This window comes from Streptomyces sp. GQFP (assembly GCF_021545335.1).
Lineage (GTDB): Bacteria > Actinomycetota > Actinomycetes > Streptomycetales > Streptomycetaceae > Streptomyces.
In genome coordinates this window covers 3,932,534-3,945,060 of the sequence record NZ_CP089312.1, presented here as the reverse complement: position 1 = coordinate 3,945,060, position 12,527 = coordinate 3,932,534, and the positions used below count along the sequence as shown (strand labels likewise).

The following is a 12,527-nucleotide window of genomic DNA, read 5'->3' as shown; positions in this document are numbered from 1 at the left end:
TCGTACGGTTGGGCGTGTTGGCGGATTGTCGGGTTGCCGGAGAAGGGTGTGGGTCGGTATGGACGTCGGACTCAAGCGCGAGCTGGAGCAGAAGGTCAGGGCCGGTGAGCGGCTGACCCGCGAGGACGGCATCGCGCTCTACGAGTCGGACGATCTGGCCTGGCTCGGCGGGCTGGCGCACGAGGTGCGGACGCGGAAGAACGGTGACGTCGTCCACTTCAACGTCAACCGGCATCTCAACATGACCAACGTGTGCACCGCCTCCTGCGCCTACTGCTCGTTCCAGCGCAAGCCGGGCGAGAAGGACGCGTACACGATGCGCATCGAGGAGGCGGTGAAGCTCGCCAAGGCGATGGAGGGCGAGAACCTCACCGAGCTGCACATCGTCAACGGGCTGCACCCGAGTCTGCCGTGGCGGTACTACCCGCGCTCCCTGCGCGAGCTGAAGGCCGCACTGCCGGACGTCTCGCTCAAGGCGTTCACGGCCACGGAGATCCACCACTTCGAGACGATCAGCGGGCTGTCGGCGTCGGAGATCCTCGACGAGCTGATCGACGCGGGTCTGGAGTCGCTGACCGGCGGTGGCGCCGAGATCTTCGACTGGGAGGTCCGGCAGCACATCGTCGACCACCGCACCCACTGGGAGGACTGGTCGCGGATCCACCGCCTGGCGCACGAGAAGGGGCTGAAGACCCCGTGCACCATGCTGTACGGCCACATCGAGGAGCCCCGCCACCGCGTCGACCACGTGCTCCGGCTCCGTGAGTTGCAGGACGAGACGAACGGCTTCCAGGTCTTCATCCCGCTCCGCTACCAGCACGACTTCGTCGACATGAAGGACGGCAAGGTACGGAACAGGCTCCAGGCCCGTACGCAGATGGCGACTGGCGCGGAGGCGCTCAAGACCTTCGCGGTGTCGAGGCTGCTGTTCGACAACGTCCCGCACGTCAAGGTCTTCTGGGTCATGCACGGCGTCCAGACCGCGCAGCTGGCGTTGCAGCACGGCGCCGACGACATGGACGGCTCGGTCGTCGAGTACAAGATCACGCATGACGCCGACAACTACGGCACGCCGAACAAGCTGACGCGTGAGGATCTGCTGGACCTGATCCGGGACGCCGGGTTCCGGCCGGTGGAGCGCAACACGCGGTACGAGATCATTCGGGAGTACGAGGGGCCGGATCCGGCTCGTCGGGAGTCGCCGCAGCCGATGCGGGTCTGAGTCTGCGGGAGGTTTTCGGCCGCGGGTCCGGTGGGGGCTGGTCGCGCAGTTCCCCGCGCCCCTGGGGAGAGCGGGGCTGCGCCCCAGCTCTCCCCAGGCGCCCCCAGGGATGGGACGGGTAGGGGCGGCGGGGGCGAAAGAAGACCAAGGGTAATGGTTACTATTGCCATGTGGCTCTTACCTTCACCCTCGACCCCGCCATCGACACCCTCCTCCGCGACGGCATCCTCGACCTCTGGACCGATGTCACCAACGCCGGCGGCGCCGTCGGCTTCGTGGCGCCTGTCACGCGTGACGAGATACGGCCGGAGTTGGTGAGACAGTTCGTGAACCTCGCCGCGGGCGCCGCCCGGCTGCTCGTCGGGCACGACGAGGAGGGGCGGGTCGCTGCGACTGCGTTCCTCAGCTTCAACGCCCACCGCCTGCGGACACACTGGCTGTCGGTCTACACGGTGATGGTCCACCCAGAGCACCAGGGCAAGGGATACGGCCGCGACCTGATGGCGGCCGTCGCCGACGCCGCCCGTGGGCTCGACGGTATCGAGGCGATACGGCTCGGCTGCCGGGGCGGACTGGGCCTGGAGCGCTTCTACGGCTCCTGCGGCTACAAGGAGGTCGGTCGCGTGCCCGGTGCGATACGGGTCGCCCCGGGGGACGACCGCGACGACGTCACGATGCTGCTGCCGCTGCACTGAGGGCTCTGCTGGGTACTCCGCCGAGTACCCCACTGCAAGATCGTGACCTGGGCGTGTTTCACTGGATGACGCCCGTTATTGGCAATGTTCGGACCGGAAGAAGAGTGGATTGAGATGCTCCGCTACACGCTGATGCGCTTCGGGATCCTGGTGGCCTGTCTGCTGGTCGTCTGGGGCGCCGTCTACTCCGGTATCGCTCCGCGCGGCCTGGGCAGCTCCAACGGCATGTGGGTCATCCTGCTCTCCCTCGTGATCTCCGCGCCGATCAGCTTCGTGGTGCTCCGCAAGGAGCGGGACCGGGCGTCGGTGCAGATCGTCGAGAAGGTGGACCGCGTCAAGGCCAACCTGGACGCGAACCGCAGCCAGGAGGACGAGGCGGTCGACGAGGTCGCCCGCGCCCAGGCCCAGACTCAGACCCAGGGCCAGCCCTCCTGACCCACGCCACAACTACCCTTGCCCTCATGGGTGCTGTGAAGAACAAACGGATGCCGCGTGCCGTCCGTGAGCAGCAGATGCTGGACGCCGCCGTACGGACCTTCGGGCAGCGTGGCTACATGGCCGCGTCGATGGACGAGATCGCCGAACTCGCCGGTGTCTCCAAGCCGTTGGTCTATCTGTATCTGAACTCGAAGGAAGAGCTCTTCACCGCCTGCATCCGGCGCGAGGCGAGGAGACTCACCGAGGCCGTCCGCAGCGGCGTCGAACCGGCGCTCCCCGCCGACCGTCAACTCTGGGACGGCCTGCGGGCGTTCTTCACGCACACCGCCCAGAACCCGGACGGCTGGTCGGTACTGCACCTCCAGGCCCGCACCCACGGCGAGCCGTTCGCGGCCGAGGTCACCGTGATGCGCGAGGAGATCGTCGCGTTCGTCACGCAGCTGATCGTGATCGCGGCCCGCGAGGCCCACCGCGACCCTTCCCTCCCGGAACGAGAGGTCGCCGGCCTGGCCGAGGCCCTGGTAGGCGCCGCCGAGTCCCTGGCAGCCTGGGCCAACGCAACCCCTGGCGTCACCGCCAAACAGGCAGCGACAACCCTGATGAACTTCGCCTGGTCGGGCCTGAACAGCCTGATGGCAGGCACCCCGTGGACACCCCCGACCGAGACTTCCCACACGGAGGCCTAGCCGCCCTTGATGGGGCCGCAGGCCCCTCCAAGGGGCGCGGGGAACTGCGCGACCAGCCACGACGGCGCAGCACCGCTCCAAACAACCCCTCACACAGCCCGAACCTCCCCCAGCAAATGCACCCGCCCCCCACCCCGCAACTCAAAGCTCCCAAACCCGTCCGCCCCATAGCCCACCGCCCCCGGCAACAACACAGGCGCCCTGAACTCCCCCCGAACCAGAGCCGATTCAGGCGCACCATGGGCGGCAAGGCACCGCGCAACGGTCCACATGCCATGAGCAATCGCCCGCCGAAACCCGAACAGCCGCGCGGCGACCGCATTCAGGTGGATCGGGTTCCGGTCACCGGACGCGGCGGCGTACCGCCGACCGACATCCCCACCAAGCCGCCACTCGGCAACAAGAGGCAACGCCTCATGCTCACCGCGAGAGTCCAGCGCCCCGCCGGCCACGCCGCTCCGATGCCGAGCCAAATACGTACTCCGCGACTCCCACACCAACTCCTCCCCCTCCCGCACCTCCGTCTGCACCGCCGCCTCCGTCCCCCGCCGATGAGCCGCCAACTCATCGACGTACACGGAGAGTTCGTACAGCCCGGTGGCAGCCAGCGGCCGCCGGCGGACGATCTCCACCGACGTGTGCACCAGCCCCAGCAGCGGCAGCGGAAAGCTGCGGTCGGTCATCAGGCGCATGGCCAGGGGGAAGCCGAGGACGTGCGGATAGGTGACGGGGAGGGCGTCGTCGCCGACAGGGCCGGGGACCGGTCGAGGGTGCGAAGGGAACGGTCGGCCATGGTCAACTCCCACCTCGGTACCGTACTTACTCCGGAGTCAGGTTACCGGAGGTAAGCCTCCTAACGCCCATAGGTGCCGATGAGTAGAAGGTGTGAAGAAGGCCTAGGAAGGCGCATGGGGCGGGTGCTAACGTGAAAAACGCTCAGGACAGGGCAAGTTGACGCATCGGTAACCTGTATGACGCCTGAGCTTGCACACCCCCGCCGCCCCATCACCCCCGAACCCGCACGAACCCCACACGTGCGAGCCGTACGATCCGGTTCCTAACCAGCGGTAACCGCCGTCGTCGTACACCCGTGGCGAACGCCACCGGAGGTGCGCCCCGGAAGGCCGCTGCACGCCACAGGAGCCGCCCGTGTCCTCGTCGTTCCCGCCCTCTACCCCGTCCTCGCCACTGCCCGTGTCCGCCGTCGGCTACGACGGCGAACCCCTCCTGGTGGAGCCCGAGATACGGCGGTTGGACGGGGCCGTGCGCGAGGTGTCCGTGCCGGCGATCGTGACGTCTGTGACCTACGGCTCGCTCGCGGACATTCCGTTCGACAACGCGGACCAGGCGCCCGCGGCGACGGTCCTCAGCCGCCGTACGCCCGACGGGAGTTGGGCGCATCTGACGGCGGCCGAGTTCGCCGAGCAGGTGCTCGCGGTGGCCAAGGGGCTGATCGCCGAGGGCCTGATGCCGGGCGACCGGCTGGCCATCATGGCGCGGACGACGTACGAGTGGACGCTCATGGACTTCGCCGCGTGGGCGGCCGGTCTCGTCACCGTCCCTATCTACCCGACGTCCTCCGCCTTCCAGGTCCGCTGGATCCTCCAGGACTCCGGCGCCGTGGCCCTCGCCGCGGAGACGGTCGCCCAGGCCGCCGCCCTCGGCCCGGAGCGCGACCGCATCCCCGACCTCCAGCACATGTGGGTCTTCGAGAAGGGGCATGTCGAGCGGCTCGCGGAGCTGGGCAAGGACGTGCCGGACCAGGAAGTCGCCGTACGGCGTGGGGTGTTGGGGCCCGACACGCTCGCCACCCTCATCTACACCTCGGGCACGACCGGCCGCCCGAAGGGCTGCGCGCTCACGCACGGCAACTTCTTCGCCGAGGTCGACAACGCCATCGAACTCCTCTACCCCGTCTTCCGGGACCGGACGAAGGAGGAGGCGTCGGTGCTGCTGTTCCTGCCGATGTCGCACGTCTTCGGCCGGATGGTGGCCATCGCGTGCCTCCGGGCGCGGGTGCGGCTCGGCCACGCCCCGAGCCTCAAGTCCGAAGACCTGCTGGGGGACTTGGCGGAGTTCAAGCCCACCTGCCTGCTCGCCATCCCGTACATGCTGGAGAAGGTCTTCAACACGGCCCGCGCGAGGGCCGAGATGGGCAAGCGGCTCTCGTCCTTCGACCGCGCGGTGAACGTGGCCCGCCGGTTCAGCGAGGCGGTGGAGGACCAGCGGCACGGCACCGGGCACGGCCCCAGCCGTGCGCTGCGCACCGCGCGCACCTTCTACGACCCCCTGGTGTACCGCCGTATCCGCAACGCCATGGGCGGCAGGGTCCGTTACATGATCTGCGGCGGCTCACCCCTCGGCCGGCCGCTCGCCGGGTTCTTCGCCGGGGCGGGCATCGAGATCTACGAGGGGTACGGCCTGACCGAGTCCACGGGCGCGGCCACGGTCACGCCACCGCTCAAACCCCGGGTGGGGACGGTGGGTTGGCCCATCCCCGGCTCCCGGGTCCGGATCGCCGCCGACGGCGAGGTGGAGCTGGCGGGCGAGAACATCCTGCGCGGCTACTGGGACCCGAGCGCGGGCGGCGTCGTCCCGGCGGCCCCGGACGGCTGGCTCGCGACCGGTGACATCGGCTCCCTGGACGACGAGGGCTATCTGACGATCACCGGCCGCAAGAAGGAGATCCTGATCACGGCGGGCGGCAAGAGCGTGGCCCCGGCGCCCATGGAGAACTGGCTGCGGGCCCACCCCCTGATCTCCCAGGCGATGGTCCTGGGCGACGGCCGCCCCTACATCTCGGCCCTGATCACCCTCGACCAGGCGGGCCTCACCCACTGGCGCCAGATGCAGGGCAAGCACCCCGTACCGGCCGAACTCCTCATGGAAGACGCCGACTTGAGGGCGGTCATCCAACGCGCGGTGGAGGAGGCCAACAAACTGGTCTCCCGCCCGGAATCGATCCGCCGCTTCACCATCCTCCCCGTCGACTTCACAGAGGAGGCCGGCCACCTCACCCCCTCAATGAAACTCCGCCGCTTCGAAATCATGCGGGACTTCGCGGCGGAGGTGGAGGGCTTGTACGAGCGGTGAGGAGTCGCCTTTAGGGGCGCGGGGCGCGGGGCGCGGGGCGCGTGGCAACGGGGGCGACGGAAACGCCCTGCTTTTAGGGGCGCGGGGAACTGCGCGAGAAGCCCCACCGGCCCGCAGCCGACGAACGACCCCACCCAACCCCCTCCCACCTATCCCCGGCAACTGTCAGAGACAGTCTCCGCGAACGCCCGCGCCAGCGGACTGAGCGCATCCCACCTCCGCACAGCCCACCCCACCGCCAACGGCCGCAACCCCCGAAGCGGAAGCAACCGCACCGGCCCATCACCCCCCGGCACCGCCAAGTCGGGCACAGCAGGCACAACCGCATACCCAAGCCCCAACTCGGCCAACAACAAAGCCGTATCCCAGTCAGCGACACTCGTGTCGAACACCGGCCGCACCCCCACCTCAGCGAACGCCGCATCCAAATGCGCCGCAGACGTGGAGTTCGGCGGCAGCCGAATCAACCGCAGATCACGCAGATCCTCCACCTTCGCGAAGTCCCGCCGCGCGAGCGCCTCCCCCGCCCCCACAGCAAGCACCCACGGCAACTCCATCACCACCCGCTGCTCGATCCCCCGCACAGGCGCCCCGATGGTGATCCACGCAAGATCCAGCTCACTGTCGGCAAGCGCGGCGAAACACCCCCGACTGGAATTCTCCGTACGGAACTCCAAGCTCACCTTGGGGTGTTGACGCCGAAAAGCAACAACCGCCTCCGCCATGAAGTGCCGCACGGTCGTCGCACCGGTGGCAACCCGTACCGACCCGCTCTCCCCGTCCACGAGATCCTTGAGCTGCCGCAAGGCAAGATCCAGCCCGGCGATCCCCTCCGACGCGGCGGCCTGCAACACCCGCCCGGCCGCCGTCGGCACGACTCCCCGCGCATGCCGCTCCACCAGGCTGACGCCCGTCTCCCGTTCCAGCCGCTTCACATGCTGGCTCACGGCCGACTGAGTGCACGCGAGATCACGGGCCACCGCGCTCAGGTTCCCCGCCCGGCACACGGCCACGAAGACACGCAGGTCATCCAGGGTCACAACACCCAAGCTAGCACTTGGAGTTGGTGACAGAACCTTAGGATTGACTGGGTACGGGCGGTACGTCACGATCGGTGCAGGGCCCAGGCGGCAACCCGTCCCGCGCCCCCGCCGGGGTCCGGACCGAGGGCGGGAAGCGGACGGGTGCCGACCTTTCGCGCACCGAGAGGACGCCACCCCATGTCCGCTTCCCCTCCCTCACCCTCAACGTCTCTCCCTCCCCCCACTCCCACTCCCGCTCTCGCCCCGTCCCCAGCCGCCCAAGCAGTGGGATTCCTACGGGAGTTGGGCGCCGAACAGATCGCGCACCCTGGCGGCACCCTGCTCGCCCACCTCTGCCGGGTGTACCGACTGCTCGCCGCCTGGGAGGCCAGGCCGGCTCTCCGGCTGGCGGGCCTCTGCCATGCCGCGTACGGCACCGACGGCTTCCCCACCGCCCTGCTCTCCCTCGACCGCCGCGCCGAACTGGCGAGGGTGATCGGCCCGGAGGCGGAGGAGATCGTGCATGTGTACGCGGCCATGGACCGCAAGGCGACCTACCCGGGCCTGGCCGCCCCGGACGCCGTGTTCCACGACCGTTTCACCGGCCGCGCCCGGACCGTGCTCCGGAGCAGGTGCGAGGACCTCGCCGAACTGACGGCCGCGAACGAACTCGACCTGGCCCGCGTGAACCCGGTCTTCCGCGACCAGCGGGGCTCGGACCTGCTCGCCCTGTTCAACGGTTTCCGGCCACTGCTGAGCGGACGGGCGTGGGAGGAGGTGGGGTCGCTGCTGGGCCGCCGGGACCGCCGCCGGGAACACTGAGAATCACCCACTGTGAGCGGTTCGGTGCCGTAGTGCCAGGTTGTGCCTGGGTTGAGCCCGGGTTGTGCTCGGGTCATACGCCGGACGGAGTACCGTGGGTGCTACCGAGCGCACCTCGCATGCCGTCATCCATTTCGGCGTCGCCCTCGGGGAACGGCAATGCCGGAGCACCTCGTGCCCGGCCGGAAACGAGCCGCCCCACATGAGCCTCATGAGTCTCGGAGTACTCGCCTCCTCCCGCAAGGAGAACGAGTTCCGCCTTCCGCTGCACCCCCGTCACCTCGACCGGATCGCCCCGGACCTGCGCGGGAAGATCTTCCTCGAAGAGGGCTACGGCCGACGCTTCGGCATCGCCGACGACGCGCTGCGACCACTCGTGGCCGGGCTGCGCTCGCGTGAGCAGCTCGTCGCCGAGTGCGACGCCGTACTGCTGCCCAAGCCGATGCACGACGACATCGCCGAACTGCGCGAGGGCCAGGTCCTGTGGGGCTGGCCGCACTGCGTGCAGGACGAGAAGATGACGCAGACCGCCATCGACCGACGGCTGACCCTGATCGCCTGGGAGGCCATGAACCACTGGACCGCCGCAGGCGCCTTCAGCGTCCACGTCTTCCACAAGAACAACGAGCTGGCCGGCTACTGCTCGGTCCTGCACGCCCTCCAGCTCGGCGGACTGACCGGCCACTACGGCCGCCGCCTGCGCGCGGTCGTCATCAGCTTCGGCGCCACGGCACGCGGAGCGGTCACGGGCCTGGGCGCGATGGGGGTCACCGACGTCACGGTGCTGACCCAGCGCGCGGCGGCGGCAGTAGCCTCGCCGATGCCCTCGGTCGTCATGGCTCACTTCGAGGAAGAGCAGGACGACCCGACACGCCTACGGGCGGTGACGGCGGCAGGCTCGATGCCCCTGGCGGAGTACCTGGCCGGCTTCGACATAATCGTCAACTGCGTCCTCCAGGACACCGACGCGCCGCTCATGTTCGTCACGGACGAGGAACTCGCCCAGTTCCGGCCGGGCACCTTCTTCGTCGACGTCTCCTGCGATGAGGGCATGGGCTTCACCTTCGCCCGCCCGACCACCTTCGGCGAGCCCATGCACGAGGTGGGCCCCGGCTGCCACTACTACGGCGTCGACCACAGCCCGTCCCACCTCTGGAACTCCGCCACCTGGGAAATCAGCGAGGCGCTCCTGCCGTACCTGCGCAAGGTCATGAACGGCCCGTCGGCCTGGGACGCGGACATCACGCTCCGCAAGGCGATCGAGATCCGCGACGGCGTCGTACAGAACCCGAAGATCCTGTCCTTCCAGCACCGGTCGGCGACCTACCCGCACGGTCCCGAGGATCAGTAGGCGTTCCGGAGGAAGCCTGACCAGGCGGCGGGGGAGAGGGTGAGTTGAGGGCCGGTGGGGTGCTTGGAGTCGCGGATGTGGATGGCGTGGGGGCAGGTGGCGATCTCCAGGCACTCGCCGCCTTCGCCGCTGCTGTGGCTGGACTTGCGCCAGGTGTAGGCGACTTCGAGGCAATCGCCGCCCTCGCCGCTGCTGTAGCTGGACTTGAACCAACCGAGGACCTCGCTGCTCATAGCTCCTCCAGCTTCTTTTCGATCAACGACCGGGATTCGCGGGGCGAAAGCGCCATCGCCCGCATGATCCCATAGCGGTCGGCAATCTTCCTGACCTCTTCCTGGTCGGTGATCAGACGGGGGTAGCCCTGCGCTTCCGTGTACGCGACTTGGCCGCGCCCTTTGGGGGTCACGAGGTTGAACGCGCTGTCCAGGTTGGGGTGTTCTTCCCGGCGGGTGGACATCACCTGGATCTCGACGTTGCGCATGCTGCCGACGCGCAACAGATTGAGCAGCTGGCCCTTGAAGATGGCGTCCCCGCCGATCGGCCGGTCCAGCATGACCTCTTCGAGCACGTAGCTCACGGCGGGCGGTGGCCACCGGTCGAAGACTTGCTGCCGGTCGAGCCTGTCGGTCACCCGCTGCTCGATAGTCTCCTCGCTCAGCAGTGGGCGCCGGTTGCGGAACACGGCTCGTGCGTAGTCTTCGGTCTGCAGGAGCCCCGGCACGCCCTGGTTGGCGTAGAAGTGCAGCTCGATCGCTGTCTTCTCCATCTCGGCATGGCTCCGGTACCACTCGGGATGACGCGTCCGCGCCCTCCTCATCGCCTCCTCGACCTCGGGGATCGCCTGCTTCAACAACCCACCGGCGTCGAGGATTTCGTCCGCCTTCTCCAACAGTTCGGGCCTCGTGATCCGAACCCCCCGCTCCATCGCGGAGATGGCATCGGGCCCGTACCCCACCATCACCCCGAACTCCTTCTGCGTCAGCCCCGCCTTCTCCCGCAGAAGCTTGAGCATCTTGCCGAGCGCCGTGAACAGCCCCGTCGTACCCGCTTCCTCCGCCGGAGTCTCCGGCCTCCGCACCGCATCCTCAGTCACTCACGCCACCCACCTTCACGTCGTCCCAGTCACGGCCGACAACCCGTACCCCTAACCCACCGCACCCGTACGGATACCCGGAGTCCACCAGTCGCCCCTGGTCAGATTAGAACCGGACGACCACGCTCGGTAACGTGAACTCGGAAATCGCCACCCCCACCGACGAACTGACCCAGCGCCTGAGCTCAACTCCGCGCGGCGCCCGCCTCGCCAGAAGACTCGCCGCTCAGCAGCTCGCCGAGTGGGGATACCCGCACGACAGCGATGTGAACGACGCCGCCCAGCACGTCGTCGCCGAACTCGCTGCGAACGCCGTCACGCACGGACGCGTACCTGGACGGGACTTCGAACTGCGGCTCCTGCTGCTCCCGGAGGGCACCCTGCGTATCGAGGTGAGCGATACGCGCGGCGACCGGCAACTGCGGATCGTGCCCCGGTGGGAGGCCGAGGAATACGGCCGGGGACTGGTCATCGTGTCGGTGCTGGCCCGTACGTGGGGCGTGGCAGAGCGGGACATCGGCAAGACGGTGTGGGTGGACATGACCCTCAAGGGCATCAGCTCCAGCGTCGATGACCGGGACCGGCTTCCGGTTGAGTAGGTTGTAATACGCGTCATACACTGGCTTCATGCCTAGGACCAGAACCAGGATCAGCATCAGCCTTGAGCAGGAGCAGGCCGATCGCATCAGGCGGCACGCGGAGCGGGCGGGGCTGGATGTCTCGGCGTACCTCGTGCACGCCGCGACGCGTCAGATGGCGGAGACCGAGGCCATAGAGGAGCAGTTCTCCGGAGTCGACGCTCTCATCGCCCGCGCGGAAGCCGAAGCGGCGGCGCTGTCGGCCGAGCAGGACGACGCCGCCCCGGAACTGACCGAACAGGAACGTAGGGATGTCGAAGTCGCGCTGAATCTCGTCTACGGCGAAGACCGCAAGACCGCCCGCTCCGGGCACGCGGCGTGACGGTAAGGGTGCCGGTGTACGACACCGGAATGCTCATCGCCCTCGCGGACCGCAAGGCGAAGGCCGTCGCCCTGCACAGCGGTCTCAGGGTCACGCCCCATCGTGCACTCATCCTCGGTCCGGTCCTGGCCCAGGTCTGGCGCCCCCGTTCGGCGGTCATTCATGCCCTGGCCGGCGTTCTGAAGGACTGCACCGTGCCGGGGGCTCGCGCCTCCGAACCGTCCATGCGTGCGGCCAGGGCCGGTCAGCCCGAGTGCATGGCCTGCGCGATCGGCCCTGACCTCACCGACTGGCGCCGTGTCGGTGCGGCGCTGGGCGAGGCGCGGCTCCCCGCCAAGAAGAGACCGGACGCGGTGGACGCCTGGGTTGCGCTGTCCGCCGTCAAGCACGGCAGTGCGGTGATCTTCACCAGTGACCCGGAGGACATCGAGGCCTACCTGGGCGTACTCAACCCCAGAGATGTCCACGTCGAACGCGTGTGATCGCGAAGCGTGCCCCCGCAAAGGCAACTGGTCCCCGTCACATCCTACCAAGGTGACGCGACGTCACGACCGCCCACCGAACTGCCAGTCGTGCACCTCGACGTCGGCGTACCGGTCCGGCGTCAGGAGGACGGCGCGTGCCGTCTCCGCATCCGGGGCCCGGAGCAGCGCCGCCGTGCCCAGCCAGGTCGCGCCGTCGTCGGAGAGCAGCGGACCGTAAGCGATCAGGTCGTCCCGGTCGGCCGGTGGGGTGAGGTCGGCCGCCTGGCTCGTGTCGCGGCCGAGGCCGAGTACGAGGTACCGGTTGCCGTCGGTCGGGCCGCCCGGGAACTCCCATATCGTGCGGCCCAGCGTGTTGCGCCACCGGCGCAGCAGCACGTCCCGGTAGACGCCGGCCTGGTAGCCCGGCTCGTCGAAGGCGAACGCGCGGGCCGTGGCGGGGTCGGGCAGGTCGAGGATGTGGACGCTGCCGGTGGGTGTCTCGCCGTCGGCGGCGAGGGTCGGGCCCCGGGCGATCATCTCCTTCGCGTACCCGTCCATGTAGGACCAGTGGTCTTCGAGCAGTTCGTAGCGCAGGGCCAGAGAGTCGGGACGGTCGCGGTGGTAGCAGAGGAACTCCATGCGCCGAGGATCTCTCCATGGGGAGACGCGGTCGAGCGGTTT

General features: G+C 68.7%; 15 protein-coding genes. 10 read left to right on the top strand and 5 right to left on the bottom strand.

The window, feature by feature from the left end; translation table 11 throughout:
- Positions 1-58 precede the first annotated feature (58 nt).
- From mqnE to LUX31_RS17365, 4 genes are all read left to right on the top strand, one after another.
- Entirely contained in the window at positions 59-1,222 is a 1,164-nt protein-coding gene (mqnE, locus tag LUX31_RS17380; protein WP_235475694.1) for an aminofutalosine synthase MqnE, read from the top strand.
- Positions 1,223-1,392: 170 nt separating this feature from the next.
- Positions 1,393-1,917: a GNAT family N-acetyltransferase gene (locus LUX31_RS17375; RefSeq protein ID WP_235475693.1), complete on the top strand. Its 525-nt coding sequence runs from the start codon at positions 1,393-1,395 to the stop codon at positions 1,915-1,917.
- Positions 1,918-2,031: 114 nt separating this feature from the next.
- Complete coding sequence (locus LUX31_RS17370; protein WP_235475692.1) at positions 2,032-2,352, top strand: DUF4229 domain-containing protein; 321 nt, start codon at positions 2,032-2,034, stop codon at positions 2,350-2,352.
- Positions 2,353-2,378: 26 nt separating this feature from the next.
- Complete coding sequence (locus tag LUX31_RS17365) at positions 2,379-3,041, top strand: TetR/AcrR family transcriptional regulator (protein ID WP_235475691.1); 663 nt, start codon at positions 2,379-2,381, stop codon at positions 3,039-3,041.
- 89 nt (positions 3,042-3,130) lie between these two features.
- Here LUX31_RS17365 and LUX31_RS17360 read toward each other — a convergent pair whose 3' ends face one another.
- Complete coding sequence (locus tag LUX31_RS17360) at positions 3,131-3,847, bottom strand: MaoC family dehydratase (protein ID WP_443045971.1); 717 nt, start codon at positions 3,845-3,847, stop codon at positions 3,131-3,133.
- A 343-nt stretch (positions 3,848-4,190) separates the two neighbouring features.
- Here LUX31_RS17360 and LUX31_RS17355 point away from each other — a divergent pair, with 343 nt between their 5' ends.
- Entirely contained in the window at positions 4,191-6,134 is a 1,944-nt protein-coding gene (locus LUX31_RS17355) for an AMP-dependent synthetase/ligase (RefSeq protein ID WP_443045970.1), read from the top strand.
- Between the two features lie 149 nt (positions 6,135-6,283).
- Here LUX31_RS17355 and LUX31_RS17350 read toward each other — a convergent pair whose 3' ends face one another.
- Positions 6,284-7,174 (bottom strand): LysR family transcriptional regulator, encoded by an 891-nt coding sequence (locus LUX31_RS17350; protein WP_235475690.1) that lies wholly within the window; start codon positions 7,172-7,174, stop codon positions 6,284-6,286.
- A 267-nt stretch (positions 7,175-7,441) separates the two neighbouring features.
- Between LUX31_RS17350 and LUX31_RS17345 the strand changes: the two genes are divergently transcribed.
- Together LUX31_RS17345 and LUX31_RS17340 are read left to right on the top strand one after the other, a co-directional pair.
- Positions 7,442-7,978, top strand: coding sequence for a DUF6817 domain-containing protein (locus tag LUX31_RS17345; protein WP_235475689.1), 537 nt, complete (start codon positions 7,442-7,444; stop codon positions 7,976-7,978).
- Positions 7,979-8,180: 202 nt separating this feature from the next.
- A complete protein-coding gene (locus LUX31_RS17340; protein WP_235475688.1) occupies positions 8,181-9,329 on the top strand; it encodes a N(5)-(carboxyethyl)ornithine synthase in 1,149 nt (382 codons plus the stop codon).
- Here the strand turns inward: LUX31_RS17340 and LUX31_RS17335 are convergent.
- Complete coding sequence (locus LUX31_RS17335) at positions 9,323-9,562, bottom strand: DUF397 domain-containing protein (protein ID WP_235475687.1); 240 nt, start codon at positions 9,560-9,562, stop codon at positions 9,323-9,325. The two genes, LUX31_RS17340 and LUX31_RS17335, sit on opposite strands and share 7 nt — an antisense overlap.
- Positions 9,559-10,341, bottom strand: coding sequence for a helix-turn-helix domain-containing protein (locus LUX31_RS17330; RefSeq protein ID WP_235479952.1), 783 nt, complete (start codon positions 10,339-10,341; stop codon positions 9,559-9,561). Before LUX31_RS17330 ends, LUX31_RS17335 begins: the two co-directional genes overlap by 4 nt.
- Before the next feature lie 215 nt (positions 10,342-10,556).
- Here LUX31_RS17330 and LUX31_RS17325 point away from each other — a divergent pair, with 215 nt between their 5' ends.
- The 3 genes from LUX31_RS17325 to LUX31_RS17315 are packed head-to-tail and all read left to right on the top strand — an operon-like array spanning position 10,557 to position 11,864.
- On the top strand, positions 10,557-11,021 hold the full coding sequence (locus LUX31_RS17325; protein WP_235475686.1) for an ATP-binding protein: 465 nt from the start codon (positions 10,557-10,559) through the stop codon (positions 11,019-11,021).
- Between the two features lie 28 nt (positions 11,022-11,049).
- Positions 11,050-11,382: a plasmid mobilization protein gene (locus tag LUX31_RS17320; protein ID WP_235475685.1), complete on the top strand. Its 333-nt coding sequence runs from the start codon at positions 11,050-11,052 to the stop codon at positions 11,380-11,382.
- Between the two features lie 14 nt (positions 11,383-11,396).
- The gene (locus LUX31_RS17315) at positions 11,397-11,864 is read left to right on the top strand and encodes a hypothetical protein (protein WP_235475684.1); all 468 of its coding nucleotides are present in this window, start codon (positions 11,397-11,399) and stop codon (positions 11,862-11,864) included.
- 63 nt (positions 11,865-11,927) lie between these two features.
- Here LUX31_RS17315 and LUX31_RS17310 read toward each other — a convergent pair whose 3' ends face one another.
- Positions 11,928-12,485: a YciI family protein gene (locus LUX31_RS17310; RefSeq protein ID WP_235475683.1), complete on the bottom strand. Its 558-nt coding sequence runs from the start codon at positions 12,483-12,485 to the stop codon at positions 11,928-11,930.
- Positions 12,486-12,527: the final 42 nt, after the last annotated feature.

What these genes read in the sequence shown, in the direction of transcription:
- LUX31_RS17365 (WP_235475691.1), top strand. Translation starts at nt 2,379, where the DNA reads ATGGGTGCTGTGAAGAACAAACGGATGCCGCGTGCCGTCCGTGAGCAG.
- LUX31_RS17370 (WP_235475692.1), top strand. Translation starts at nt 2,032, where the DNA reads ATGCTCCGCTACACGCTGATGCGCTTCGGGATCCTGGTGGCCTGTCTG.
- LUX31_RS17330 (WP_235479952.1), bottom strand. Translation starts at nt 10,341, where the DNA reads ATGCTCAAGCTTCTGCGGGAGAAGGCGGGGCTGACGCAGAAGGAGTTC.
- LUX31_RS17320 (WP_235475685.1), top strand. Translation starts at nt 11,050, where the DNA reads ATGCCTAGGACCAGAACCAGGATCAGCATCAGCCTTGAGCAGGAGCAG.
- mqnE (WP_235475694.1), top strand. Translation starts at nt 59, where the DNA reads ATGGACGTCGGACTCAAGCGCGAGCTGGAGCAGAAGGTCAGGGCCGGT.
- LUX31_RS17310 (WP_235475683.1), bottom strand. Translation starts at nt 12,485, where the DNA reads ATGGAGTTCCTCTGCTACCACCGCGACCGTCCCGACTCTCTGGCCCTG.
- LUX31_RS17340 (WP_235475688.1), top strand. Translation starts at nt 8,181, where the DNA reads ATGAGCCTCATGAGTCTCGGAGTACTCGCCTCCTCCCGCAAGGAGAAC.
- LUX31_RS17335 (WP_235475687.1), bottom strand. Translation starts at nt 9,562, where the DNA reads ATGAGCAGCGAGGTCCTCGGTTGGTTCAAGTCCAGCTACAGCAGCGGC.